The sequence below is a fragment of the Thermoanaerobacter brockii subsp. finnii Ako-1 genome, from assembly GCF_000175295.2.
In the GTDB taxonomy this organism is placed as follows: Bacteria; Bacillota; Thermoanaerobacteria; order Thermoanaerobacterales; family Thermoanaerobacteraceae; genus Thermoanaerobacter; species Thermoanaerobacter pseudethanolicus.
In genome coordinates, this window is the sequence record NC_014964.1 from 738,608 (window position 1) to 762,209 (window position 23,602).

25 protein-coding genes, 1 other RNA gene, 1 pseudogene and 1 riboswitch are annotated in these 23,602 nt (G+C 33.8%); of the genes and pseudogenes, 20 read left to right on the forward strand and 7 right to left on the reverse strand.

All coding sequences use genetic code 11. The annotated features are described in order from the left end of the window. Window positions 1-14: 14 nt before the first annotated feature. The gene (locus THEBR_RS03530) at window positions 15-512 is read right to left on the reverse strand and encodes a nitroreductase family protein (protein WP_004401536.1); all 498 of its coding nucleotides are present in this window, start codon (window positions 510-512) and stop codon (window positions 15-17) included. Between the two features lie 179 nt (window positions 513-691). Between THEBR_RS03530 and THEBR_RS03535 the strand changes: the two genes are divergently transcribed. Next, complete coding sequence (locus THEBR_RS03535; protein ID WP_004400033.1) at window positions 692-2,047, forward strand: glucose-6-phosphate isomerase; 1,356 nt, start codon at window positions 692-694, stop codon at window positions 2,045-2,047. Window positions 2,048-2,092: 45 nt separating this feature from the next. Here the strand turns inward: THEBR_RS03535 and glgP are convergent, their stop codons facing one another. Next, entirely contained in the window at window positions 2,093-3,718 is a 1,626-nt protein-coding gene (gene glgP / locus THEBR_RS03540; protein ID WP_004400034.1) for an alpha-glucan family phosphorylase, read from the reverse strand. Window positions 3,719-4,217: 499 nt separating this feature from the next. After that, a riboswitch (SAM riboswitch) is annotated at window positions 4,218-4,322 on the forward strand. Between the two features lie 63 nt (window positions 4,323-4,385). Between glgP and THEBR_RS03550 the strand changes: the two genes are divergently transcribed. Genes THEBR_RS03550 through THEBR_RS03560 form a run of 3 tightly spaced genes read left to right on the forward strand, consistent with a single transcriptional unit; the run spans window position 4,386 to window position 8,203 of the window. Further along, entirely contained in the window at window positions 4,386-5,297 is a 912-nt protein-coding gene (locus tag THEBR_RS03550; RefSeq protein ID WP_004400036.1) for a methylenetetrahydrofolate reductase, read from the forward strand. 13 nt (window positions 5,298-5,310) lie between these two features. Continuing rightward, window positions 5,311-7,734, forward strand: coding sequence for a homocysteine S-methyltransferase family protein (locus THEBR_RS03555; protein WP_012269136.1), 2,424 nt, complete (start codon window positions 5,311-5,313; stop codon window positions 7,732-7,734). Next, complete coding sequence (locus tag THEBR_RS03560; protein ID WP_012269137.1) at window positions 7,703-8,203, forward strand: YbaK/EbsC family protein; 501 nt, start codon at window positions 7,703-7,705, stop codon at window positions 8,201-8,203. The genes THEBR_RS03555 and THEBR_RS03560 overlap by 32 nt, the downstream gene beginning before the upstream one ends. Before the next feature lie 16 nt (window positions 8,204-8,219). Here THEBR_RS03560 and THEBR_RS03565 read toward each other — a convergent pair whose 3' ends face one another. From THEBR_RS03565 to THEBR_RS11730, 3 genes are read right to left on the reverse strand one after another with little or no spacing between them, the layout of a single operon-like run. After that, the gene (locus tag THEBR_RS03565; RefSeq protein WP_003868341.1) at window positions 8,220-8,792 is read right to left on the reverse strand and encodes a manganese catalase family protein; all 573 of its coding nucleotides are present in this window, start codon (window positions 8,790-8,792) and stop codon (window positions 8,220-8,222) included. Window positions 8,793-8,805: 13 nt separating this feature from the next. Then, window positions 8,806-9,063 carry a spore coat protein CotJB gene (locus tag THEBR_RS03570; protein WP_004400038.1) on the reverse strand — a complete coding sequence of 86 codons (258 nt, stop codon included), beginning with the start codon at window positions 9,061-9,063 and terminating at the stop codon, window positions 8,806-8,808. A 4-nt stretch (window positions 9,064-9,067) separates the two neighbouring features. Beyond that, window positions 9,068-9,241 carry a spore coat associated protein CotJA gene (locus tag THEBR_RS11730; protein ID WP_006569952.1) on the reverse strand — a complete coding sequence of 58 codons (174 nt, stop codon included), beginning with the start codon at window positions 9,239-9,241 and terminating at the stop codon, window positions 9,068-9,070. A 201-nt stretch (window positions 9,242-9,442) separates the two neighbouring features. On the opposite strand from THEBR_RS11730, the gene rlmD reads away from it, so the two are divergent. The 10 genes from rlmD (at window position 9,443) to THEBR_RS03615 (ending at window position 17,433) form a co-directional block, all read left to right on the forward strand. Continuing rightward, entirely contained in the window at window positions 9,443-10,801 is a 1,359-nt protein-coding gene (rlmD, locus tag THEBR_RS03575) for a 23S rRNA (uracil(1939)-C(5))-methyltransferase RlmD (protein ID WP_425274001.1), read from the forward strand. 10 nt (window positions 10,802-10,811) lie between these two features. Further along, window positions 10,812-11,057 carry a hypothetical protein gene (locus THEBR_RS03580; protein WP_234949234.1) on the forward strand — a complete coding sequence of 82 codons (246 nt, stop codon included), beginning with the start codon at window positions 10,812-10,814 and terminating at the stop codon, window positions 11,055-11,057. A 305-nt stretch (window positions 11,058-11,362) separates the two neighbouring features. Continuing rightward, window positions 11,363-11,488 carry a hypothetical protein gene (locus THEBR_RS12840; protein WP_483027678.1) on the forward strand — a complete coding sequence of 42 codons (126 nt, stop codon included), beginning with the start codon at window positions 11,363-11,365 and terminating at the stop codon, window positions 11,486-11,488. A gap of 28 nt (window positions 11,489-11,516) precedes the next feature. Then, on the forward strand, window positions 11,517-11,693 hold the full coding sequence (locus tag THEBR_RS12845) for a DUF6930 domain-containing protein (protein ID WP_156770934.1): 177 nt from the start codon (window positions 11,517-11,519) through the stop codon (window positions 11,691-11,693). A gap of 111 nt (window positions 11,694-11,804) precedes the next feature. After that, window positions 11,805-13,007 (forward strand): patatin-like phospholipase family protein, encoded by a 1,203-nt coding sequence (locus tag THEBR_RS03590; RefSeq protein ID WP_012269139.1) that lies wholly within the window; start codon window positions 11,805-11,807, stop codon window positions 13,005-13,007. Window positions 13,008-13,087: 80 nt separating this feature from the next. Further along, window positions 13,088-13,657 (forward strand): carboxymuconolactone decarboxylase family protein, encoded by a 570-nt coding sequence (locus THEBR_RS03595; protein WP_003868552.1) that lies wholly within the window; start codon window positions 13,088-13,090, stop codon window positions 13,655-13,657. Window positions 13,658-13,977: 320 nt separating this feature from the next. Next, window positions 13,978-15,078, forward strand: a complete 1,101-nt coding sequence (locus THEBR_RS03600) for a glycosyltransferase family 2 protein (protein WP_006569959.1) — start codon at window positions 13,978-13,980, stop codon at window positions 15,076-15,078. Beyond that, window positions 15,075-15,683 carry a glycerol-3-phosphate acyltransferase gene (locus THEBR_RS03605; protein ID WP_003868555.1) on the forward strand — a complete coding sequence of 203 codons (609 nt, stop codon included), beginning with the start codon at window positions 15,075-15,077 and terminating at the stop codon, window positions 15,681-15,683. The genes THEBR_RS03600 and THEBR_RS03605 overlap by 4 nt, the downstream gene beginning before the upstream one ends. A 39-nt stretch (window positions 15,684-15,722) precedes the next feature. Continuing rightward, window positions 15,723-16,088, forward strand: coding sequence for an HIRAN domain-containing protein (locus THEBR_RS03610; RefSeq protein ID WP_003870945.1), 366 nt, complete (start codon window positions 15,723-15,725; stop codon window positions 16,086-16,088). A 13-nt stretch (window positions 16,089-16,101) separates the two neighbouring features. Next, complete coding sequence (locus THEBR_RS03615; RefSeq protein WP_012269140.1) at window positions 16,102-17,433, forward strand: replication-associated recombination protein A; 1,332 nt, start codon at window positions 16,102-16,104, stop codon at window positions 17,431-17,433. Between the two features lie 330 nt (window positions 17,434-17,763). Here the strand turns inward: THEBR_RS03615 and THEBR_RS12760 are convergent. Next, window positions 17,764-18,320: pseudogene (locus THEBR_RS12760) on the reverse strand (phosphoenolpyruvate carboxykinase (ATP)); the annotation flags it as partial. A 246-nt stretch (window positions 18,321-18,566) separates the two neighbouring features. On the opposite strand from THEBR_RS12760, the gene THEBR_RS03625 reads away from it, so the two are divergent. Together THEBR_RS03625 and THEBR_RS03630 are read left to right on the forward strand one after the other, a co-directional pair. Next, window positions 18,567-18,764 carry a YgiT-type zinc finger protein gene (locus THEBR_RS03625; RefSeq protein ID WP_012269141.1) on the forward strand — a complete coding sequence of 66 codons (198 nt, stop codon included), beginning with the start codon at window positions 18,567-18,569 and terminating at the stop codon, window positions 18,762-18,764. A gap of 101 nt (window positions 18,765-18,865) precedes the next feature. Further along, window positions 18,866-19,723, forward strand: coding sequence for an RluA family pseudouridine synthase (locus THEBR_RS03630; protein ID WP_012269142.1), 858 nt, complete (start codon window positions 18,866-18,868; stop codon window positions 19,721-19,723). On the opposite strand, the gene THEBR_RS03635 is transcribed toward THEBR_RS03630, so the two are convergent. Next, a complete protein-coding gene (locus THEBR_RS03635; RefSeq protein WP_012269143.1) occupies window positions 19,715-20,611 on the reverse strand; it encodes a radical SAM protein in 897 nt (298 codons plus the stop codon). The genes THEBR_RS03630 and THEBR_RS03635 overlap by 9 nt on opposite strands. Window positions 20,612-20,737: 126 nt before the next feature. Here THEBR_RS03635 and ssrS point away from each other — a divergent pair. The 4 genes from ssrS (at window position 20,738) to THEBR_RS03650 (ending at window position 23,514) form a co-directional block, all read left to right on the forward strand. Beyond that, window positions 20,738-20,915: non-coding RNA, 6S RNA (ssrS, locus tag THEBR_RS11735), on the forward strand. A gap of 73 nt (window positions 20,916-20,988) precedes the next feature. Next, window positions 20,989-22,632, forward strand: a complete 1,644-nt coding sequence (locus tag THEBR_RS03640; protein WP_012269144.1) for a nucleoside kinase — start codon at window positions 20,989-20,991, stop codon at window positions 22,630-22,632. 155 nt (window positions 22,633-22,787) lie between these two features. Next, the gene (locus THEBR_RS03645; protein ID WP_003868662.1) at window positions 22,788-23,081 is read left to right on the forward strand and encodes a CC/Se motif family (seleno)protein; all 294 of its coding nucleotides are present in this window, start codon (window positions 22,788-22,790) and stop codon (window positions 23,079-23,081) included. Between the two features lie 277 nt (window positions 23,082-23,358). After that, window positions 23,359-23,514, forward strand: coding sequence for a PDC sensor domain-containing protein (locus tag THEBR_RS03650; RefSeq protein ID WP_012269145.1), 156 nt, complete (start codon window positions 23,359-23,361; stop codon window positions 23,512-23,514). Window positions 23,515-23,602: the final 88 nt, after the last annotated feature.

Consider the following 23,602-nt stretch of genomic DNA (forward strand, 5'->3'; position numbering starts at 1 on the left):
TAACCCTCTTTCATTTAAAATTTTTCCCAATGTAAAACTTCAGATAAAGCTTTTTTATATTTTGGTTGTGGCTCTTCTGCGGGATATCCTAATGATATAATAGAAATCATTCTTAAGTTGTCAGGAATGTTGAGGTATTCGTTTATTTCTTTTTCATAGGTTCTGTTATACCCAGCTACCCAACAGGAACCTATGCCGTAGGCAGTAGCTGCGAGTAATATATTTTCTGTTGCTGCTGAACCATCTTCTAAGTGATGTCTGTTATTTTTATCGCAGTAGACGATGACACAAGCTCCTGCATCTTTAATAAATTTCCCATATGTAGCTTTTTCTGCTATGAATTTAAGTCTTTCTTTGTCTGTTATAACGACGAAATGCCAAGGCTGTGCGTTATTTCCACTGGGAGCAAGCCTTGCGCAGTCTATTATGTCTTCTAATATTTCTTTTGGAATAGGTTTATCTATGTATTTCCTTATACTTCTTCTCTTTTTTAAAGCCTCTAATGCCTCCATAACTTTTGCACCTCCTCTTTATATTATATCCCATAAAGTAAAAATTCCAAAAAGATTGACAAAAATTTATGGGTATGTAAAAATAAAGCTAAGTAAACTTATACATACTTTTGAAAAACTTGAACAACATAGATTTATGGTATAAAATAAGTATGTAAATAAGGAATGGAGGTTTACATATGAAGAAATTGATAGGTTTTGATTATTCAAAAGCTCTACAATTTGTAAGTCAAAAAGAAATTGAATATATGGAAAAGCATGCAAAATTATCTCTTGATATGGTGCTTAGTAAAAATGCTCAAGGAAATGACTTTTTAGGATGGGTGAGTCTTCCCAAAAACTATGATAAGGCAGAGTTTGAACGCATTAAAAAAGCAGCAGAGAAGATTCAATCAGATTCTGATGTGCTTGTAGTAATAGGTATAGGTGGGTCTTATTTAGGGGCAAGAGCGGCAATTGAAATGCTTTCTCATTCCTTCTATAATTTGTTGCCAAAAGGCAAGAGGAATATGCCGGAGATTTATTTTGCTGGAAACAGCATAAGCTCTACATATTTAAGTGATTTATTTGAACTTATAGAGGACAAAGATGTATCAATAAATGTGATTTCTAAATCTGGTACTACCACAGAACCGGCAATAGCTTTTAGAGTTTTTAGAGATTTTCTTGAGAGAAAATATGGAAAAGAAGGGGCTAAATCGAGAATATATGTGACAACAGATAGAGCGAAAGGAGCTTTAAAAAAATTAGCTGATGAAGAAGGATATGAAACATTTGTGATTCCTGACGATGTTGGAGGAAGATACTCAGTTTTGACAGCTGTAGGCCTTCTACCAATAGCAGTAGCAGGCATTAGCATAGACGATATGATGCAGGGAGCTTTTGATGCTTCAACAGTCTATACCAAAGATAACCTTAATGAAAATATCAGCATGCAGTATGCAATTTTGAGAAATATTTTGTACAGAAAAGGCAAAGCTATAGAAATACTTGTAAATTATGAGCCAAAGCTTCACTATTTCTCTGAATGGTGGAAACAGCTTTTTGGAGAAAGTGAAGGTAAAGACAATAAGGGAATTTATCCTGCTTCAGTAGATTTTACGACAGATTTACACTCAATGGGGCAGTTTATACAAGAGGGAAGCAGAAATATTTTTGAAACAGTTTTAAATGTTGAAAAACCTGTTAAAGATATAGTTATAAATGAAGACAAGGACAATATAGATGGGCTTAACTTTTTAGCAGGAAAAACTATAGATTTTGTCAATAAAAAGGCTTTTGAAGGTACATTATTGGCTCATACAGATGGGAATGTTCCTAACCTTGTAGTAAATATCCCTGAAATATCAGCTTACTATTTTGGCAATCTGGTCTACTTCTTTGAAATGGCTTGTGCTATAAGCGGATATATAAATGGGGTTAATCCATTTGACCAACCAGGAGTAGAGGCTTACAAGAAAAACATGTTTGCACTTTTAGGAAAACCAGGATATGAAAAAGAAAAAGAATTGTTAGAAAAAAGATTGGGAAAATAAATTAAAGGCCGGACAATTGCGCGGCCTTTTTAAATAGGGGTTGACTTATTTTTTTGTGTACATTAAATCGTAGTATTCTTTTAACATTCTATTAGCTGAGAAAGCTTCATAAGTCGTCCTTATACTTTCTCTCATCATGTTTTCCCATTTCGCTTTATCATTGTAGTAGGTTGGAACTACTTTATTTAAAAGGACGTCATAGAGTGCTTCAAGGTCGTGTTTGTCTAATTCTTCTATATTGTCAGACTCAAAACCATCCCCAAATTGCCAGCCATTTACTCCGTCTATACAAGCTTCTGCCCACCATCCATCTAAAATACTTAAATTTAACACTCCGTTCATGGCGGCTTTCATGCCGGAGGTACCACTGGCCTCTAATGGTCTTCTTGGATTGTTTAACCACACATCAGTGCCTCGAGTAAGCATTTTTCCTATTGTCATATCGTAATCTTCTAAGAATACTACGCTTTCAGGATATTTCTTTGTCATCTCTATTAATTTTGCGACAATTTTTTTACCCACGTCATCTAATGGATGACCTTTTCCTGAAAACACCATTTGAATTTTTTTAGACCTTAGATAATCACCTATGACTTCGTCATTTGTAAATATAAGGTCGCTTCTTTTGTAAGGAGCAGCTCTCCTTGAAAAACCTATCAAAAGCTTGTCAGCGTCTAATTTAACTCCTGTCCTTTGATATACAAAATCAATTAATTCTTGTTTTAAAATATTATGAGTTTCTAAAAGTCCTTCACCTTTGTTGTAGGCTTCTATTATCCTTTTATCTACCCAAGTGTTTCTGTCAATTCCGTTTGTTATTGAAATTATAGGAGCCTTGTTGTCAACATGTTGCCACATTTTGTTTGCAGTTTGACCGTGAAGTTTTGAGACACCGTTTGCAATACGAGAAAGTCTCAAACCTGCGACTGTCATATTAAAAGGAACACCACCAATTTGAGCCATTTGCTCAATTGAAAGGCCATTGTTTGCACCCATGTACATGAGAAGTTCTAAATCGTGAGATTCGTTTCCTTCTTTAACAGGGGTATGGGTTGTAAATACTACTTCTTCCCTTGTGGCTTTCCACGCCTCTTCAAAACTCATATTTTGATTTTCCATTTTCTCTCTTATAAGCTCAATGGCTGCTAATACTGCATGCCCTTCGTTAAAATGATAAACATCAACATCAATTCCCAAAGCTCTTAAAGCTCTTACTCCGCCAATGCCTAATACTATTTCCTGTGCAACTCTTTCTTCACCAAACCATCCATAAAGTTGACCTGTTATCCATCTGTCCCCATTTTCTGGTATATCTGTGTCAAGCAAATACAGAGGAGCATTGTCAAAGTTGTCTATCAACCATACTTTGCAATACACATTTCTATTTCTTATTTTTACTTTTACCTTTACTCCAGTGTCCTTTAAAAAGTCGTACTTACGTGTGTAATTGCGATAGGCATCATAGGGGTATCCGTCTTCACCGATATGTTGTTCTGTATAACCTTGTTTCCACAGTATGCCTATTCCTACTAAAGGCATACCTAACTCTTTTGCAGCTTTTAGATGGTCTCCTGCTAAAATGCCTAAGCCACCTGCATATAGTTTGAAATCTGACTGTAAGCCATATTCCATGCAGAAATAGGCTACTCTTGGTAATTTTTCATTACCCATATTAAACCTCCTCATTTTCCAAGTGTTAAGTATATTATAATATTAAAAAAATCATTATGCAAGTGTTTGCACAAGTATTAAAAATAAAAACAGTGTTATTGCTCAATAATTTTTATATCTATGTACGGGCCACTCAGTGAATGCTAATACTAAAAGCATTATAAAATTCACAATAGGTATAAACATCAAAAGACCATATGCTCCTCCATAACCAGTTTTATCAAAAATTTTCCACCAGATTAAACCGTAAAGTATAATTGATCCAATAGAAAGGATACCAAAAATAAGAGATGAGAACATTCAAAACATTCCTTTCTCGAAAATTTATATTCTTTACAATTATAGTATAGCAAATAACATAAAAAATTTACAGATTTATTTTAAAAAAGTTAAAAGCCTGCAAAATCTTTAGAGAGGGACAAAAAAATTTCTATTGACATAGGAGTTAATCCATAGTATCATATAGCTTAAATAGTTTAACAATTTAATACTTTAAAATCTCTTATCGAGAGTGGTGGAGGGACTGGCCCGATGAAACCCGGCAACCGGCATTTTATATGCGTCTTGGTGCCAATTCCAGCAGCGTTTCGCTGAAAGATGAGAGAGTTTTGGTGTCTCTTCTTTTGGCGAAGAGACTTTTTTATTTTTAAAAATGGAGGCGATGTAGATGTTGAAAAATGAAAATTTGTGTACTAAACTTAAGAAAAGGAAGTTTGTTGTGACAGCAGAAATTTCTACGCCAAAAGGGGTAGATATAACGAAAACTATTGAAGAAGCGAGAAAATTAAAAGGCATTGTAGATGCCTTAAATATAACGGACTGTCCTATGGCGAATATGCGGATGAGTCCTATAGCAGTCGCTCACCTTTTACAAGACCACTTAAACATTGAAGCTATTTTTCATTTGACCTGTAGAGACAGAAATCTGATAGGCCTTCAGTCAGAGCTCTTAGGAGCTTATGCGTTAGGTGTGAGAAACATACTAGCCTTGACAGGAGATGAACCTTCCCGTGGAGATACTCCTCAGGCTAAAGGGGTATATGATGTAGATTCTGTTGGGCTTTTAAAGATTATCAGTGCTTTTAATAGAGGTTATGATTACAATGGAAATAAATTAGATTCCCCAACAGAATTTTGCGCCGGTACGACTGCAAATCCAAATGATTTAAGGGATGAAGCACTAGAGAAGCTTAAAGTTAAGATAGAGGCAGGGGCAGAATTTATTCAAACACAACCGGTTTATGATGAGGAAATTTTATTTAAGTTTATTGAAAAGATTAAAAATTTCAATGTACCACTTTTGATAGGCATATTACCTCTTAAAAGCTATAAAATGGCAGTCAATTTAAATGAAAAAGTGCCAGGTATAGATATTCCAGAAAAAGTTTTAGAAAGGCTAAAGGATGGAGGAAGAGAAGAGGGAATAAACATAGCTGTAGAGTTTATAAAGCGGATACGCAGTGAAGTTGCAGGAATTCACATTATGCCTTTAGGGAGTACAAATGTTGTGTTAGAAATAATTTCAAGAGTCGATGATTTAGTCTGTGATTTTGCAGAAAATAACGTACAGATGAATTAAATGGAGGTTAAAAATGTTAGACATTTTTAAAGAACTTTCAAATAGAGTGATTGTTTTTGATGGAGCAATGGGGACACAACTTCAAGAGAGGGGTTTAAAAACTGGAGAGTGTCCCGAATATATGAATATAACCCATCCAGAAGTAGTATTTGATATCCACAGGTCCTATATAGAAGCAGGAGCGGATGTGATTGAGACAAATACCTTTGGCGCTAACAGGATAAAATTAGCAAAATATGGACTGGAAAATGAGGTTTTCAATATTGTCACTCAGGCTGTCAAAATTGCCAAAGAAGCTTCCAAAGATAAACCTGTGGCACTTTCTATAGGACCTATTGGAGAACTTTTGACCCCTTATGGAGACATGACTTTTGACGAAGCTTATGATGTTTTTAAAGAAGTAGTTATAGCTGCAGAAAGAGCGGGAGCAGATATTGTTTTAATTGAAACAATGTCAGATATGCTGGAGGCAAAAGCTGCCATTCTTGCTGCTAAAGAGAATTCAAACATGAAAGTTATATGTACAATGACTTTTCAAGAAGATGGAAGGACTCTCATGGGGTCAGACCCTATAACTGTAGTAGTTAGTTTACAAGGGTTAGGATTAGATGCCATTGGCGTTAACTGCTCGACAGGCCCCGATAAAATGGTAAGTGTAGTGGAAAAAATGTCTCAAGTTTCTCGCATACCTATTATTGCACAACCTAATGCAGGTATGCCTGTCATTCGCGACGGCAAAACAGTTTACGACTTAAAACCAGAAGAATTTGCTAGTTTCTTTCCTTTACTTGTTGAAAAAGGCGCTTCTATAGTGGGAGGGTGCTGCGGTACTACTCCTCACTATATAAAACTTGTTAAAAAAGCTGTAAAAGATTTAAAGCCAAAAGTCAAAGTCAACAAATTTACAGCTGTAGCTTCCAATACAAAAACAGTTTTCATAGGTGAAAATTATCTTTTAAGGGTTATAGGGGAACGTATAAATCCTACTGGAAAAAAGAAGTTAAGTGAGGCTTTTTTGGCGGGAAATGTGAGTTTAGCAGTAGAGGAAGCTATAAAACAGCAAAAATGCGGAGCGGAAATATTGGATGTAAATGTGGGAGTTCCTGGGGTAAACGAAGAAGAATTACTTCCTAAAGTAGTTTCTGAAATACAAAATGTGGTAGACATTCCTCTTCAAATAGATAGCACTAATATTAAAGCTGTAGAAAAAGCTATAAGAATTTTAAGAGGTAGACCCATAATCAACTCTGTAAGTGCAAAAGAGGAAAGTTTAAAAGAAGTGCTTCCTATTGTCAAAAAATACGGAGCTTGTGTTGTAGGACTTACTGTAGGAGATAAAGGGCTTCCCAAAGATAGGCATGAAAGAATTGAAAATGCGAAAAAAATTATAAAAAAAGCGGAAGAGTATGGCATACCTAAAGAGGACATATTGATAGATTGTATTGTGCTGACGGTTTCTTCTGAGCAGGAGGCTGCAATTGAGACTTTAGAAGCGATAAAATTGGCTAAAGAAGAGTTAGGAGTAAATACTGTTGTGGGACTTAGCAATGTTTCCTTTGGTTTACCTGAAAGAAGGTTGATAAACTCTACTTTTTTAGCAATGGCAGCATCTTATGGGCTTACTACTGCTATTATAAATCCCTGCGATGAAGCCATGATGGACACTTTGAGGGCTTCAATGGTTTTACTAAACAAAGATAAAGGGAGTGTAAATTATCTAAAAATATATGGTAACAGGCAAAAAGAGGAAGGTAAAGAAAAAGAACAGCAAAAAATTCAGGAAGAAGATTTAAAGTCAAAGTTCTATATCCAAATTTTAGAAGGTAAAAAATCAGGAGTAGAAGATATAGTAAAAAATATTTTGGAGGAGGAAGTTCAACCTCTTTCTATAGTTGATAACATAATAATTCCTGCCTTAAAAGAAGTGGGAGATAGATATGAAAAAGGCATATATTTCTTGCCACAACTTTTGAGCTCTGCAGAAGTGGTGCAAAGCGCTTTTAAGATAATAAAAGAAAAGCTTCCAAAAGGTTCAGTATCTAAAGGCAAAATAATACTTGCTACAGTTGAAGGAGATGTACATGATATAGGAAAAAATATAGTAAAAGTTTTGCTTGAAAACTATGGATATGATGTAATTGACTTAGGAAAAGATGTCAAAGGAGAAGTGATATTAGAGGAAGTAAAGCGAACAGGGGCACCGTTAGTAGGTCTAAGTGCTTTGATGACGACAACTTTGTTTAATATGGAGAAAATTATCAAACTGCTTAAAGCAAATACTGATGTGAAAATAATGGTAGGCGGGGCTGTTTTGACTGAGGAATATGCCTATAAGATTGGAGCAGATTATTACGGAAAAACGGCTCAAGATGCAGTTAAAATTGCTGATAAGTTTTTCTTAAAAAATGCTCTTTTATGTAAAACTTGTGGTATTTAAAGGTGGTGTAGAGGTGTCAGTAGAAGCGGTGAAAGAGTTTTTTAAAGAGAAAGGATATGATATTAAAATAAAAATTTTTGAAGATACAAGCACTGTGGAAAAAGCAGCTAAATCTTTAGGGGTAACTCCTGGGGAAATAGCAAAGTCTATGCTTTTTAGATTAAAAGATAAATATATTATGAATATAACAGCAGGGGATAGAAAAATAGACAATAAAAAATTTAAAGATACTTTTAAAACAAAAGCAAAAATGGCATCCCCAGAAGAAGTGTTAGAAGTTACAGGGCATCCTGTTGGTGGCGTTTGTCCTTATGGGCTGAAAAATCCGATTGAAGTATATTATGATGTGTCTTTAAAAAATTATGAGGTAGTATATCCTGCAGCTGGTGATACAAATGCTGCTGCTACCATAAAAGTCGAAGACCTTGATAAAATAGTAGAAGGAAAATGGGTAGATGTATGCCAATAGACATACATCTACTTTTTTAAAAGAATTTTTTACTTTCCATATATTCTCTTACCTGTACTAAAGTTTCTCCAAATCTTTGAAAGTGTACAATCTCCCTTTCTCTCAAAAACCTTAGAGTATCTTTTACACAAGGGTCATCTGTGAGATTTATTAAATGTTCATAAGTTGCTCTTGCTTTTTCTTCGGCTGCCATATCTTCGTGTAGATCAGCGATTGCATCTCCTTTAGCCTGGATATAGGCGGCGGTCCATAACATTCCTGTTGTATCTGCATAGAATAGGCCTCTATCATGTTCTGTATAGTATTCCCCTAATCCTTCTCTTTTTAATATTTCTACTGGTACTCCCTTTAAAAGCTTGAAAACAAGAGTTGCTATTATTTCAAGGTGTGCTAATTCTTCTGTAGCAATGTCTGTCAAAACTGCTTTTGCTTTTCCTGTAGGCATGACGAATCGCTGAGTTTGATATCTTAAAGCGGCTGCCAATTCTCCATCAGGGCCTCCATATTGGGCGATGAGGTATTTTGCCATTTTTACATCTGGTTTGCATACTTTAGCAGGATATTGTAGTTTCTTTTCATAAACCCACATAGCAAAGTCCTCCTCAATATTCTATTTCCCAAGGCCATGGGTCATCTACCCATTTCCAAGGATATTGACTTTGTGAATGACCAAAAACCATCAAGGGCCCGTAAAATTGTTCATATTGCTGTTTTAGCATAGACAATTGATTAGAATAATAGTTGTAGTCTTGAAGAGCTTTTTGGTCCTCGGGATGAGTGTCTAAATATAGATTCAAATCTATGCAGGTAAACTCTATTTCCATGATTTTCTTAAGCATAGATATTTGATTGCCATCCATTTTATCACCTCATTTTTTCGCCTACATAAGGCATATCAAGTTCAGGAAAGACAGTGCCTTTTTTAATGGCTTCTTCCGGAGGATAAAGAGATACATACTTCTGTAAAGGCACATAAGCCTGTGCAAGCTTTAGAGAAGGAAAAGCATAATCCTGCACATAAGGATTATAGTCGTACATTTTTAAACCTCCCAAATCTGTATATTTACTAATATAATATTCTTGTATATATGTTTGTGATACAATAAAAAAACAATCAAAAGTGTGTACAACTTTATTAAAATTATGTAAAGGTTATTTTATTTTTTGATAAAAACATTTTAGTGAATTATATTAGAATTATTGAGAAAAAAGAGGTATAATCTAAATAGCGAAGGAGGAATGAGAGTGAAAAGAAATGATATTATAACAGTTGAGATAAAAGACATGGAATTTGGTGGATTTGGGATAGTCTATTTTGAGGGGAAAAAAGTAAAAATAAAAGGAGCACTTTTGGGGCAAATAATAAAGGCAAAAGTTAAAAAAGTAAAAAAGGATATGGTAGAAGGCGAAATAGTGGAAGTAATAGAGAATTCTCCTTTGGAGAAGCAAAGCTTTTGCCCTCACTTTGGAGATTGTGGTGGTTGTATTTATCAAAATGTTGATTATTCAGATCAACTTAAGATAAAAGAAGATATTGTAAAGAAGCTTCTTGAAAAAGAGGGAATAAGAGATTATGAATTTTTAGGGATTGTGAAAAGTCCTAAAGAGCATGGTTATAGGAATAAAATGGAATATACTTTTGGAAAAGATAAAGAAGGTAATGAGGTGTTAGGACTTCACAGAAAAGGTAGATTTTATGAAGTGGTTATGACAGATAAGTGTAATATTGTTGATGATGACTTTCTCAAAGCTTTAAATCTCACTTTTGATTATGCAATAAAAAAAGGACTACCTTTTTATGATAAAAAAACTCATAAGGGTTTTTTGAGACATTTGGTGGTTCGGAAAGCTTCAAAAGCAGGGGAAATTTTGTTAAATATTGTAACAACAACACAGTTGGAACATGACTTTAAAGAGCTTATTGAGATATATAAAAATGTGGATTTTGAAAGTCGGCTTGTAGGTGTACTACATACTCAAAACGATTCCTGGTCAGATGCTGTAGTATGTGAAAAGTTAAATGTGTTATATGGAAAAGATTATCTTATTGAAGAGCTTTTAGGATTAAAATTTAAAATAAGTGCATTTTCTTTTTTCCAGACCAATTCATATGGTGCAGAAAAACTTTATGAGACGGTGAGGGAATTTGCAGGAGATGTATCTGACAAAATAGTTTTTGATTTGTACTCTGGTACAGGGACCATAGGCATAATTATGGCTCCAATGGCTAAAAAGGTGATTGGGATAGAACTAGTAGAAGAAGCAGTTATGTCAGCAAGAGAGAATGCCAAACTAAACGGCCTTGAAAATTGCACTTTTATTGCCGGTGATGTATCTCAAAAGTTAAAGGAGATAAAAGAAAAACCTGATGTAGTAATTGTAGACCCCCCAAGGTCTGGAATCAATCCAAAAGCGCTTGAAGACATTGTGAAATTTAACGCTGAAAAAATAGTGTATGTTTCGTGTAATCCTGAATCTCTTGTAAGGGATTTAAAAACCCTCAGTGAAGATGTATATAAAGTGAAAAAAGTAAAATGTGTAGACATGTTTCCTCATACCTATCATGTTGAGACGGTAGTTTTAATAGAGAGAAAGTAAGAATGAGGAGGTGAGCCGTTTGGCCAATCAGAATTTAAAAAGGATTATTTTAGAGGTTGTAAATAACCAGATTAGAGACAATAATCCACCAATTACCAAAGTGACACTGGAAAGACTAAAAAAATCAGGATACACAGAACAACAGGCAAAAGAAAAAATCGCCGCAATATTAATAGAAGAAATATACGATGTGCTAAAAAATGGTGAAGCCTACAATGAAGAACGATATGCTAAGAAACTGTCGACTTTGAAATAGATGTCATAGTAAAAAAATTGACACTCATGCTATTATATTTGACATCATGGAAAGAAGAAATTATGGAGCTAAAATATCGTAGAATTCAAAAAGCTTTAAAATAAGATTTTATTGAAAAGGACATTAAAGTAGATTTTGAAGCAGGAGAAACCTTAGTTCATAGGTATGGTAAACAACAAAATACATGGATTACTCATGCTGCTCCTCTTGTTATTCCAGAAAGGAAATACTTAATTCCTGTATTAAAAGATGAATTGCTTTTATCGAGGATTGCCAAGCAAAAAAATACGGGGACTGACATAGAGATGGATATAGCTTATGTAAATAGTACAATAAGAGATAAACGGTATGAACGGCCTATTGCTATTAGAAGTTGTATTTTAGCTGATTCCCGAACAGAAATGGATAGATCAATATTTACTTGCTCCTGAAGATGATGAGGTCCAATATGTTTTAGATATGGTAATCAATTATATTTTAAATATAGGAAAGCCCAGAAGGATTTTTGTAAGAGATGAATATTTGCTTTATCTATTGACGGATTTATGTGAACGTGGAAAAATAGATTTACAGGTTAAAGAAAGGTTAAAAGCTATTGATAGATTTGTAGAAAGCTTTTCTGAATTTCAATTTTAATAAGAAAGCAGATAGTTTTGGGAGAATGAATTGCTATCTGCTTTTATTTATTTTCTAGGTAATATATGGTATACTTAATAGTGCAAAGTAGCGAAAAGGCAGGGATATAAAATGTATGGAGTAGTATTAGAAGGTGGAGGAGCGAGAGGGGCCTATCAAATAGGAGTTTATAAGGCACTGATAGAGGAAGGAATAGAAGTAGGAGGAATTGCAGGCACTTCTGTAGGCGCTTTAAATGGGGCTGTATTAGTGCAAGGAGATTTTGAAAAGGCTTATGAGCTATGGTATGATATTTCTTATTCCAAAGTCATAAAGGCTGAGGATGAAGAGATAGAGAAATTGAAAAAGGGTAAGCTGGAAAGAGAAGATATCCTTTTATTAGTTCAAAGATTAAAAGGCATCTTTGGAGATGGAGGCTTAGATATAACTCCTTTGAGGAATTTATTACAAGAAGTTATAGATGAAGACAAGATAAGAAGGTCAGGGAAGGATTTTGGCATTGTGACAGTGTCTTTAAGTGATTTAAAGCCGTTGGAATTATACATTGAAGACATTCCTCAAGGGAAATTGGTAGATTATTTGATGGCAAGCGCTTACTTGCCTGTTTTTAAGAGGGAAAAAATTGATGGAAAAAAGTATATTGACGGAGGGATATACAACAATCTTCCTGCTAATTTGCTAATGGACAAGGGATATAAGGACTTGATAGTCATAAGGACAGGAAGCTTTGGAATCGTGAGGAAACTTGATTTTAAAGGCTTAAATGTTTTGGTCATTTCTCCAAAAGAGGATTTAGGAGGGATATTAGATTTTGATAAAAATCTTTCCAGGTATAATCTTAAATTAGGGTACTTTGATGGTCTAAAAGCTTTAAAAGGACTAAAAGGATATAAATATTATATACACCCAGAGGAAAAAGAAGAATTTTTTATAAATTATCTTTTAAACTTAGAAGGGGAGAAAATAAAAGATATAAAGGAGATTTTTAGAATCAATCAAGAAATACCTGACAAAAGGGCTTTGTTTGAATTTATAATACCAAGACTTTGTGGAATCTTGGACTTAAAAGATACTGCTGATTACGAAGAAATATTTTTAGCATTGTTAGAAAATTTAGCAGAAACCTATGATGTAGATAGGTTTAAAGTTTACACCTATGCTGAACTTATAGAAGAAATAAAGAGAAAAGTTAGAATAGAGGAAGAGGAAGAAGAGGGCAATATAATCGAGAAAATAATTAAAAAAGTGGATGTGCTTTCTTTGTTTACAAAAAGTGAAGTCATAAAAGAATTAGGTAGGATTATTTTTAGTTAAAATTATGACAAGTTTTTTTTATTCCAATAATAGAGTATAATTAGTGTGAATACTAAAATATAAAACTGGAGGTAGTAAAAGTGTCAGAAGAAAAGGCAAATAGAATATACGATGTAAAAACATTTTATAAGTTTGTAGAAGATTTATTGACCCATGGAGGGCAGCCTAAACCTTCTAAAAAAGTGAAGTTAAGCAAAGATTTTATGGAAAGGATTATGCTGGCGGTAACACAAGTGAATGGTTGCCCCTATTGCAGTTATTTTCACGCCAAAGAGGCTTTGAAGTCAGGCATGTCAAAGGAAGAGATAAAAAATTTGTTAAATGGAGAATTTGGAGATGTTCCGGAAGACCAAGTGGTAGCTTTAATGTTTGCTGAGCATTATGCTGAGACTGCAGGACATCCTGATCCAGATGCCTATAAAAGACTTTTGGAGACTTATGGAGAGGACTATACTTATAGCATTATGAACGCTATAAGAGCTATTATGGTAGGTAATACTCATGGCAATGCTTTTCATGCTTTAAGAAGAAGATTAGGAGGTAAACCTCTTCCTAACAGCACATTGGGAAATGAATTAGGAGTAGTGTTTGGCATATTTGTATTTGTACCGGTCATACTAATTAAACAGCTTTTTAGAAGAAAGAATTAGCTTCTTATTTTCCTTTTATATGGCACGGTTTTTTATAAATAAAGGAAAGGGGGATTTAATTTTATTTATTTTAAACTTATTCCAATGTAAATCAGTAAAGGTATAGCTATTATATGGATAAGAAGCCACCAACCCCAACCTATAGAAGGAGTCCATTTTGTCATGTTATCACCTCCTCTTCCTATACAAACCTTATTGTGTTCAGTATAAGAAGTATTTATTCATTTATTAGAAGGAGATGAAAAGTATTGGAAGTAGATGAAAAGACTAAAAAAGTGTTTTTAAAAAATTCCTAAAATTAAAATAAAAGAGGGTCTTGTATGACTGTTTTGATTTTATCAATTATAGGAGTTATTAGTGGTTTTATATTATTTTCACGAGTTATTATTAAAAATGGTGTTCAACATTATACTGGTAATGTAAGGGTTTCTGTAATTATTCCTGCTAGAAATGAAGAAAAAAATTTACCATATCTTCTCGATAGTCTACAAAAACAAACTTATAAGCCTTATGAAATAATTGTAGTTGATGATTTTTCTGAGGATTATACAAGCGAAATAGCTAAAACTTTTGGAGCTAAAGTGATAAAAAATAGGGAATTACCCAAAGGATGGACAGGGAAAAATTGGGCTTTGTGGAATGGCTTTTTGGAGTCTAGTGGAGATGTACTTATTTTCCTTGATGCAGATGTGAGACTATCTCCTTTTGCAGTAGAGTCTCTTCTTAAGGAACAGGTGAAAGTTGGGGGAGCAATATCTGTAATTCCTTATCATTACACAGATAAGTTTTATGAAAGGCTTGCTCTTATAACTAATATTTTAGGGATATTTGCTTTTACTTCTCCTTTTGAAAGAAAAAGTCCAAAAGGCTTATATGGATCATGTATAGTAGTGGATAGGGAGAATTATGAGAAAGTTAAAGGGCACTATAGTGTAAAGGGAGAGCTATTAGATGACCTTAATTTAGGTAAAAAGTTCTCAGATGCCAAAATTAACATTAAAAATTTTATTGGATATGACCTTGTCTCTTTTAGGATGTACCCTTATGGTATTATAAGCGAAATACAGGGATTTAGCAAAGGAGCAATTTTGAGTGCAAATACTTTAAGTTTTGGAACGATTTTCTTGATAGTTTTATGGCTTTTAGGACTTGTATTAGTGGGATTTATAACTCCTTTTTTGGTTTTTTCTCATTCGCCTATTGCTATTTTTTACGAAATTGGCTATCTTTTTTATACTCTGCAAATACTATATTTTACAAAGTATACAGGAAGATTTGGTATATTTATTCCTATTTTTCATTTTATTTCGACAGCCTTTTTTATACTAGTAACTTTACATTCCTTTTATCAGGTGGCATTTAAGAAAAAAGTTTTATGGAAGGGTAGGGAAATAAGTGTAGAAAGAAGGAATAATGTATGATTATTCTGCTCAGTATATTGGAGTTTGGCTGTGGTTCATTGATGTTTTCATATTGGATGGGGCTTATGCTGGGAAAAAGATTAGAAGAAGTGAGGGATGGAAATCCCGGAGCTTTCAACTTAGGTCATGCAGCAGGCTTTAAAATGGGAGTCGTTGGCGCTACTTTTGATTTTATGAAGGGCTATTTTCCGCTGGTGTATTTTCTTGAAAAAGGGTATGTTACAGGAAATGCTATTGCAATTGTGGCAATAGCTCCTATTTTAGGCCACGCTTTTTCACCCTTTTTAAAATTTAAAGGGGGCAAAGCATTAGCCACTACTTTTGGAGTGTGGAGTGCCATTACTCGTTTTAAAGCTTCTTTGACCTATGCTGTCATTTTAGGTATTTTAAAATTAGGTGAGAGGCGGTATAATAGAGGAAAGCCTTCTATACCTGAAATAGATGCTGTATTAGACCTTGTAGGTTTTGGTATTCTAGGTGGGCTGTTGTTTTTGAGTAGTGTTGAAAGTTATTTACTTTTACTGTGGATGCTCAACTTTGCTGTGCTTTTATATAAAAGAAAGAATGATATGAATATTGTTTTAAAGGCCAAAATGGTAAAATAAAATATAATTTTAATTAAAATCAAGTTGGGAGTGTATGAGGTGGAATCTATTTATATTGCAATAACTGGATGTCAATATTATTACGGCACAAAAGTTTTGAAACCAGGCACGATTGTAAGATTAGAAAAGGATTTGTACAATGACTATGATGATGAAGCAATATCTGTTACCCTTGCCCCATTAGGACAAGTAGGATATGTAGCTAATAGTGTTGGAACTGTTCCAAGAGGTTGTTATAGTGCAGGGCGAATTTACGATAGATTTGGGAGTCATGCCTTTGCTGTGGTAAAATTTGTGACAAAGGACCTTGCTATTGCAGAATTTTTAGAAGAGGACTTTGTAAAAGTTACTATAAAGTTCCGACTAAAAGAAAAAAGAAAGAAAAAGTACAAAAATAAAACTTAGATGGTGAGAAAATATGGAATACAAACAAGCATCTATATTTGATAATGAAGTGAAAAAAAATAAACCTTTGGCCGACAGGATGAGACCCAAAACTTTAGATGAGTTTGTAGGTCAAGAACATCTTTTAGGTAAAGGGAAATTACTTAGGGAATTGATTGAAAAGGACAATATTACTTCAATGATTTTGTGGGGGCCGCCAGGGGTAGGTAAAACTACCCTTGCTATGATTATAGCCAATATGACAAATTCTAAATTTATCACCTTTAGTGCTGTTTTATCAGGAATCAAAGAGATAAAGGAGATAATGGCAAAAGCTGAATTGGATGCTATGTATGGAACTAGAACTGTTGTATTTATTGATGAAATTCATCGATTTAATAAAGCCCAGCAGGATGCTTTTTTGCCTCATGTGGAAAAGGGGAATATAATATTAATTGGTGCAACTACTGAAAATCCCTCTTTTGAGGTAAATTCTGCTCTTTTGTCTCGTTCTAAAGTTTTTGTCATGAAACCTCTTACAGAAGAGGATTTACTTATACTGCTTAAAAGAGCGTTAAAAGATGAACAAAATGGATTTGGCATGTACAAAATTGGTATAACAGATGAACAGCTCAAAAAAATTGCACTTTTTGCAAATGGTGATGCAAGGGTTGCTTTAAACACATTAGAAATTGCGGTTATGGGGGCTAAAGTAATTGAAGGGGAAAGAATTGTCACAGATGATATATTAGCTGATGCAATGCAGAAAAAGACTCTGCTTTACGACAAACAAGGAGAAGAACACTATAATTTAATATCTGCTTTTCATAAATCTTTAAGAAATAGCGATTGGGATGCGGCAGTGTATTGGCTTGCAAGGATGTTAGAAGCTGGAGAAGACCCTCTTTATATTGCGAGAAGAATGATACGATTTGCTTCTGAAGATATTGGGCTTGCAGACCCTCAAGCTCTTGAAATGGCTGTTGCAGCTTATAATGCTTGCCATTACATTGGAATTCCTGAGTGTAGTGTAAATCTCGCTCAAGTGGCAATATATTTAGCGTTAGCTCCTAAATCTAATGCGGTATACATGGCATATAATAAAGCGAAAAAAGATGCAGAAGAGACAATTGCTGAAAGTGTGCCTATACACTTAAGAAATGCTCCTACAAAGCTTATGAAAGAATTAGGATATGGCAAAGGGTATAAGTATGCTCACGATTTTGAAGAGAAAGTCACTGATATGCAATGCCTACCGGATAATCTTAAAGACAGGAAATACTATGTACCGACGGATTCTGGTTTTGAGAAGGACATACAAAAGCGATTAGAGCAAATTAGCAACTTAAAAAAGAAAGGAAAATAATTTTGAGTTATTTAATATAAAAAGGGGCAGATGCCCCTTTTTATTAAATAGTATTTTTAGGCTCTTCACATATAATGATGCCAGGTACAAATAACAAAATTATCAAAATGATGATTATGATCCAAATCCATTGATTTTCATGATGTTTGTGTTTGTCAGACATAAACTTACCTCCTTTTTTAGGTTGACTTCTACTTTATAATATGAAAGACATAATATAATGGCTACAAATTATAAAAGTCTCCTAGCAATACGCACTGCAAGGAGACTTTATGTTTTTAAACATTTGGGCCTGATTTTTTGATATCATCAGTTACACCTTTGTATTTTTCCGAAAAAGAGAGTGGTATCTCCATCTTTGCCCATATTTGCAGAACAGTGCATAGATAAAACTCCGCGCTTTGGCATCAGATAGTTCATGAGGGTAAAGATTGACTTTTTGATTTCTCCTCCATACTGAGAGCCACCGATTATAATTAGTTTTTTAGTGAAACTTAATATAATAAAAGCTTCAGAATTTACACCGTCTAATTCAGCTATAGAGTTAGAATTCTATATTCAGGGTCAGCTCCTACAAATCCATCAAATATAAAAAGGTCACGATTTTGCATATGGGCAGTTAAACGGTTGTACAACCTTTCAAATTTATCCATAGAAATAGCTTTATTATTTTCCCACCATATATCTTCATGAACTTCTGGTTCATCCACAATAAATTTATCATTTGGAGAACGACCTGTGTATTTACCAGTATAGACATTAAAAGCACCGTTGTTTGCAAGTACTCCTTCCTCTCTTTTTATAGCTTCTTCGATTAATTTAGAGACAGGAAGATTTCGGTAAATGTTTTTAACATTGATTATATTTATTTTTTCAAGGTCATACATTTAAGTGGCCTCCTTTTTGATGTTATGAAGACGTTTTTGCAAGCTAGATTATTAAAAATTGCAAAAAATATCTTATAAAGTTTAAAATTAACATTTACATTAAAATTCTAACATTATTCAAATAATATTTCAAGGGGTACGAAATTTTTGGCTAAAAATTTAAGGGATTTATGTCGAAATTTATGATATAATCAAATAGATAATTTCTTATCAACTTACCAAATTGACGGACAAGGAGTGAAACAAATGGAGAAATGCTTTTGTGGAGGTAAAATAGAGATAAAAAATGTGGATTATAAGTTGGTAAGAGGGAAAAAAACTATTATAATTAAAGATGTGCCGGCATATGTTTGTCAAAAATGTGGGGCAGTTTATTATGATACAGAAGTGCTTGATGAGGCTTTTAAAAATAAAGATAAGTACGAATACATTTCAACAAAATAGTTTATAATTTAAATTACCGAAAGGATAAAAGGTCGGGGGACAATTTATTATATACCACATAAATTTATTGCATTAAAATAAATTAGAGAATGGTGAATAAGATGAGATTAGTTGTTGGAGAAAATGAAAAGGGTGTTATATTAGAAAATTTTTTGAGGAACAAAGGTTTTTCTAAAAGACTTATTAGAATTTATAAGTGGCAAGGAGAGATATTGGTAAATGGCATAAAATCAAATGTGAAAAGAATTTTACAACCGGGGGATGTGATTGATTTAATCCTTCCTGAAAATGATTCGAATATTGCTCCGGAAAAGTTGGATTTGGATATATGTTACGAGGATGAGGAAATTTTAATTGTTAATAAACCTGCTAATATGGTTGTTCATCCTACCAAAAGATATCAGAGTGGGACTCTTGCCAATGGAGTTGCTTGGTATTTTAAAGAAAAAGGATTAAAGGCTTTAATCCGTCCTGTGAATCGTTTAGATAGAGGAACATCTGGGTTGGTTGTATTTGCTAAGCGCCCTTTTATGCAGTATTATCTTCAAATTATAAAACCTATGACTAAGCTCTATTTTGCAGTAGTAGAAGGAAAAATGGAAGGGGAAGGTCGAATTGACCTTCCCATATCGAGAAAACCACAAAGTGGAATTGAAAGAATGGTATCCGAGGAAGGGGACAGAGCTATCACCAATTACAAAGTGGTAAAAAGCAGTAAAAGGTTTTCTCTCCTCAAGGTAAAAATTGAAACAGGAAGAACTCATCAAATAAGAGTTCATTTGAGCCATATTGGTCATCCTATTGTAGGAGATACATTGTACGGCTCTTCTGATGATTATATTAAAAGGCAAGCATTGCATGCATATAGACTTACTTTTGTACACCCTTTAGAAGAAAAAAGTATTTCTGTTTATTCACCTTTGCCACAAGATATACAAAATTTACTAAAATTATTCTAATCCTTCCAAGTCAAAATCGGGAATGTAGTCTTCACTGGCGCTTTCCATTTCTTGAATTAGTCCATTTTCAAGACCGATATCAAAGAAAAAATTTATAGCTTCATCATATTCTTTAGGAGTGATTTTTCTATTTATTTCTGGATACTTTTGAGCTTGATAATAAGGGGTATATTGACTCATTAAGCTTACATATATTTCTTTTGGGAGGTTTTCTTTAATCCACAAAAGAATTTTTTTAGTGTCCTCTACACATCCCGGCATTATGAGATGTCTTATCACTAAGCCTTTTTTTAGTATTCCTTCTTCATCAAATTGAGGTATTCCTACCTGTCTGTACATTTCTAATATTGCTTTTATTGCATGCTCAAAATAATTAGGGGCTTTGGAATATTTTTTTGCAAGAGTGTCATCGTAATACTTAAGGTCGGGAAGATATATGTCAATTAGTCCTTCCAACATTTTTAAAGTTTCTACATTTTCATAGGCATTTGTATTATATACTATAGGTATTTGAAGCCCTTGATTTTTTGCTAATAAAATCGCCTCTTTTATTGAGAAGGCATGGATTGTAGGAGTAACAAGGTTTATGTTATGAGCTCCCTGCTTTTGCAAGTTTAAGAAAATTTGAGCTAACTCCTCAACAGATATAAACTTTCCAAATTGGTATTGACTTATTTCGTAATTTTGACAAAAGACACACTTTAGATTGCAACCACTAAAAAAAACTGTTCCAGAGCCTCTTGTACCACTTATAAAAGGCTCTTCCCAATGATGTAGATATGCTTTTGCTACTTTTACCTGCCAAGACATGTTACAAAATCCTTTTGATTTTGACCTATCTACATTGCAGCTTCTTGGACATATATTGCATTTTATTGTTGATTGCATACTATTCCCTCCACTCAATATTATATCACTCTTTATTTTTTTTATATAAAACTTGTATTTTCCACATTTTACACTTGAAATTAAAAAGTATTTGTCGTAAACTATAATTGAAAACGAAAAACAAAAGCAATCCTGGGAAGTTTGTATTAGGCTAATTTGTTTTCAACCAACGCACCTTTTTCGGGAATCCGGGTTCATCAGTGGAAGAAATGCCTGCTAAGACAGGACTTCAGAAGCTGATGACAGGGTACCCACCTGCGAGAGCGGGTATGAAAACATAGCCTTACGGCTTCGTGGGACAAAAATTAAAAGTCCTTCCGGAAGGAAGGGCTTTTAATTTTTGTTACAATAATGTATAATCCTAGTGAGGTGGTTTTATGAAAATTGCTATTGCGGGTGATATTTATGAATACCCAGAAGGGACAAAATTAGAGGATATTGCCAAAGATTTTGAGCATCTTTACAATGGGATAATAGTAGCTGCGAAAGTCAATAATGAATTAGTCGATCTAAACTGCACAGTTTCAAAGGATAGCACAGTGGAGTTTGTAGATACGACGATTGAGGAAGGTACGAGGATATATAGAAGAAGTTTGACTTTTGTTTTTATTAAAGCTGTAAAAGAGCTACTTCCTGGAGCTACAGTTACTATTGAACATTCTTTAGGGAAAGGATTGTATTGCGAGATACATGGTTATTCTCTCAACAATAAAATTGTTTCTATGATTAAAAAGAGGATGGAAGAAATAATAGAGAAGGATTTAAAAATAGAAAGAAAAATGTTGCCTAAAGAAGAGGCAATAAAGCTATTTGAAAAAGAAGGATTGACTGAGAAAGTAAAATTGTTTAAAGATACTGACAAAGACAAAGTTCCTGTTTATTATTGTGATGGTACAGTGGACTTTTTCTATAGCCCTTGTGTACCTTCTACAGGCTATCTAAAAGTATTTGATATACGATTTTATTTCCCGGGTGTTATTTTAATTGCTCCAGATGTATATAATCCCCGTTCATTGCCTGTATTTGTCGATGTTCCTAAACTTGCTTCAATTTTTAAAGAGGCAGAAGATTGGGCAAGCATTTTAAACATAAGTTATGTTTCTTCTTTGAACGACATGATAAAGCAGGGAAAAGGTAGAGATTTAATATTGGTTTCAGAAGCATTTCATGAGAAGAAAATATCCAAAATTGCAGATTATATAGCTTCAAACAAAATGATAAAAGTAGTTTTAATTGCAGGTCCTTCTTCTTCAGGTAAAACTTCTTTTATTCATAGACTTAGTGTGCAGTTGAGAGTAAATGGACTAAGGCCTTTTCCGATATCATTAGACAATTATTTTGTGCCGCGAGAACTTACTCCCAAAGATGAATTTGGAAATTACGACTTTGAATCAATTGATGCCTTAGATTTGCCACTTTTCAATGAGCATTTAATAAAACTTATACAAGGTGAAGAAGTAGAAATTCCTATTTTTAACTTTAAAACAGGGGAAAGAGAGCCAGAAGGAAGAAAAGTAAAACTTGACAAAAATCAAATTATTTTGATGGAAGGGATTCACGGTCTAAATGAAAAATTGACTTTGCAAATACCTAAAGATAATAAATATAAAATATACGTGAGTGCTATTACGCAGCTAAATCTTGACGAGCACAACAGAATACCTACTACTCAAACGAGGTTGATACGACGTATAGTGAGAGATAGCCAATTCCGTTCTAGCGATGCGGCAGAGACTATAAACATGTGGCCTATGGTCAGAAAAGGAGAAGAAAAATGGATTTTCCCTTATCAAGAACAAGCGGATGTCATGTTTAACTCTTTTTTACCTTATGAGCTACCTGTATTAAAAAAATATGCAGAGCCTTTGCTTAAGAAAGTTTCCCAAGACAATCCTGCTTATTCTATCGCTAAAGAAATATTAGAGTTTTTGAGTTATTTCCTTCCATTAGAAGATGAATTAGCAATACCACCTAATTCTATCATAAGAGAATTTATAGGTGGCAGTTGTCTTGATGTTTAAGTTTAGGAATCCTCAATGGATTCCTACTCGATTTTGTAGAATTTTTGCAAAAAAAGAAGGAATATTTAAAGTTTTGTAGAAATAAAGAGAAAAGGCTTTATATTTTTTGCAAATGCCAAATTTACGTATTAAATCAGGAGGAAAGGGGGATAAAAATGAATATAAGTATAGATGAGAAGGTAAAGGAATACCTGAAAAAGAAGGGTGAGTCAGCCATAACAATCAAACTGGTGACTGCTGATAACTGCTGTGTACCCGGTGCCTTTCCATCAGTTGAGATTGGAAAGCCCAAGGATAATGAACTGGATAGGTTTAAGAGATTCGATATAGATGGTGTCGATATCTATGTGCATAAGATGATAGAGGTTAAGGAGAGAGGCCTTAAGATTTATATGGAGGGCCTATCATTCTTGAGCAGGCCAGCTGTAGATGGTGTAAAGGTTTTATAGGGGGGTGAACTATGAGGATAGATATGGGAGATAAGGCCGGGCGCACATAAAGTAGGAATCCTCAATGGATTCCTACTTTATTTTGTAGAATTTTTGCAAAAAAAAGAAGGAATATTTAAAGTTTTGTAGAAATAATAAAAAAAGGCTTTACATTTTTTTGCAAATGGCAATGTTGTAATTAATGCAACTTAAAGAGGGGGGAATTTTATGCTTAAAAGTATCAAATTTAGGCTTTTGATGTACGGAGGTATTTTAGCTGGTGTAAACAGTATTTTAGTTGCTTTTACGGGTTATTGAAGGAGAAATAACAGTAACAGATCCTTACATTTCTTTAGCGACAAACGAAATTTGTACCACAATTGCAATTCCTGTTTACAATTCAGAGAAGAAAATAATAGGAGTTTTTGGAGGGGATGTACAATTAGGTAAATAAAATAGTACTTGTAAGCATAAAATATAATAAATATTACTTGAAATGTTATTTTTAAAGTGGTATAATGTTCTTGAAATGGAATTTTGGT

What these genes read in the sequence shown, in the direction of transcription:
- THEBR_RS11730 (WP_006569952.1), bottom strand. Translation starts at nt 9,241, where the DNA reads ATGTACGACTATAATCCTTATGTGCAGGATTATGCTTTTCCTTCTCTA.
- THEBR_RS03630 (WP_012269142.1), top strand. Translation starts at nt 18,866, where the DNA reads ATGAGATTAGTTGTTGGAGAAAATGAAAAGGGTGTTATATTAGAAAAT.
- THEBR_RS03570 (WP_004400038.1), bottom strand. Translation starts at nt 9,063, where the DNA reads ATGGATGGCAATCAAATATCTATGCTTAAGAAAATCATGGAAATAGAG.
- THEBR_RS03535 (WP_004400033.1), top strand. Translation starts at nt 692, where the DNA reads ATGAAGAAATTGATAGGTTTTGATTATTCAAAAGCTCTACAATTTGTA.
- THEBR_RS03530 (WP_004401536.1), bottom strand. Translation starts at nt 512, where the DNA reads ATGGAGGCATTAGAGGCTTTAAAAAAGAGAAGAAGTATAAGGAAATAC.
- THEBR_RS03550 (WP_004400036.1), top strand. Translation starts at nt 4,386, where the DNA reads ATGTTGAAAAATGAAAATTTGTGTACTAAACTTAAGAAAAGGAAGTTT.
- THEBR_RS03560 (WP_012269137.1), top strand. Translation starts at nt 7,703, where the DNA reads ATGCTCTTTTATGTAAAACTTGTGGTATTTAAAGGTGGTGTAGAGGTG.
- THEBR_RS12840 (WP_483027678.1), top strand. Translation starts at nt 11,363, where the DNA reads ATGGATATAGCTTATGTAAATAGTACAATAAGAGATAAACGGTATGAA.
- THEBR_RS03635 (WP_012269143.1), bottom strand. Translation starts at nt 20,611, where the DNA reads ATGCAATCAACAATAAAATGCAATATATGTCCAAGAAGCTGCAATGTA.
- rlmD (WP_425274001.1), top strand. Translation starts at nt 9,443, where the DNA reads ATGAGAGTGAAAAGAAATGATATTATAACAGTTGAGATAAAAGACATG.
- THEBR_RS03600 (WP_006569959.1), top strand. Translation starts at nt 13,978, where the DNA reads ATGACTGTTTTGATTTTATCAATTATAGGAGTTATTAGTGGTTTTATA.
- THEBR_RS03590 (WP_012269139.1), top strand. Translation starts at nt 11,805, where the DNA reads ATGTATGGAGTAGTATTAGAAGGTGGAGGAGCGAGAGGGGCCTATCAA.
- THEBR_RS03555 (WP_012269136.1), top strand. Translation starts at nt 5,311, where the DNA reads ATGTTAGACATTTTTAAAGAACTTTCAAATAGAGTGATTGTTTTTGAT.
- THEBR_RS03645 (WP_003868662.1), top strand. Translation starts at nt 22,788, where the DNA reads ATGAATATAAGTATAGATGAGAAGGTAAAGGAATACCTGAAAAAGAAG.
- THEBR_RS03615 (WP_012269140.1), top strand. Translation starts at nt 16,102, where the DNA reads ATGGAATACAAACAAGCATCTATATTTGATAATGAAGTGAAAAAAAAT.
- THEBR_RS12845 (WP_156770934.1), top strand. Translation starts at nt 11,517, where the DNA reads ATGGTAATCAATTATATTTTAAATATAGGAAAGCCCAGAAGGATTTTT.
- THEBR_RS03605 (WP_003868555.1), top strand. Translation starts at nt 15,075, where the DNA reads ATGATTATTCTGCTCAGTATATTGGAGTTTGGCTGTGGTTCATTGATG.
- THEBR_RS03640 (WP_012269144.1), top strand. Translation starts at nt 20,989, where the DNA reads ATGAAAATTGCTATTGCGGGTGATATTTATGAATACCCAGAAGGGACA.
- glgP (WP_004400034.1), bottom strand. Translation starts at nt 3,718, where the DNA reads ATGGGTAATGAAAAATTACCAAGAGTAGCCTATTTCTGCATGGAATAT.
- THEBR_RS03565 (WP_003868341.1), bottom strand. Translation starts at nt 8,792, where the DNA reads ATGTGGGTTTATGAAAAGAAACTACAATATCCTGCTAAAGTATGCAAA.
- THEBR_RS03625 (WP_012269141.1), top strand. Translation starts at nt 18,567, where the DNA reads ATGGAGAAATGCTTTTGTGGAGGTAAAATAGAGATAAAAAATGTGGAT.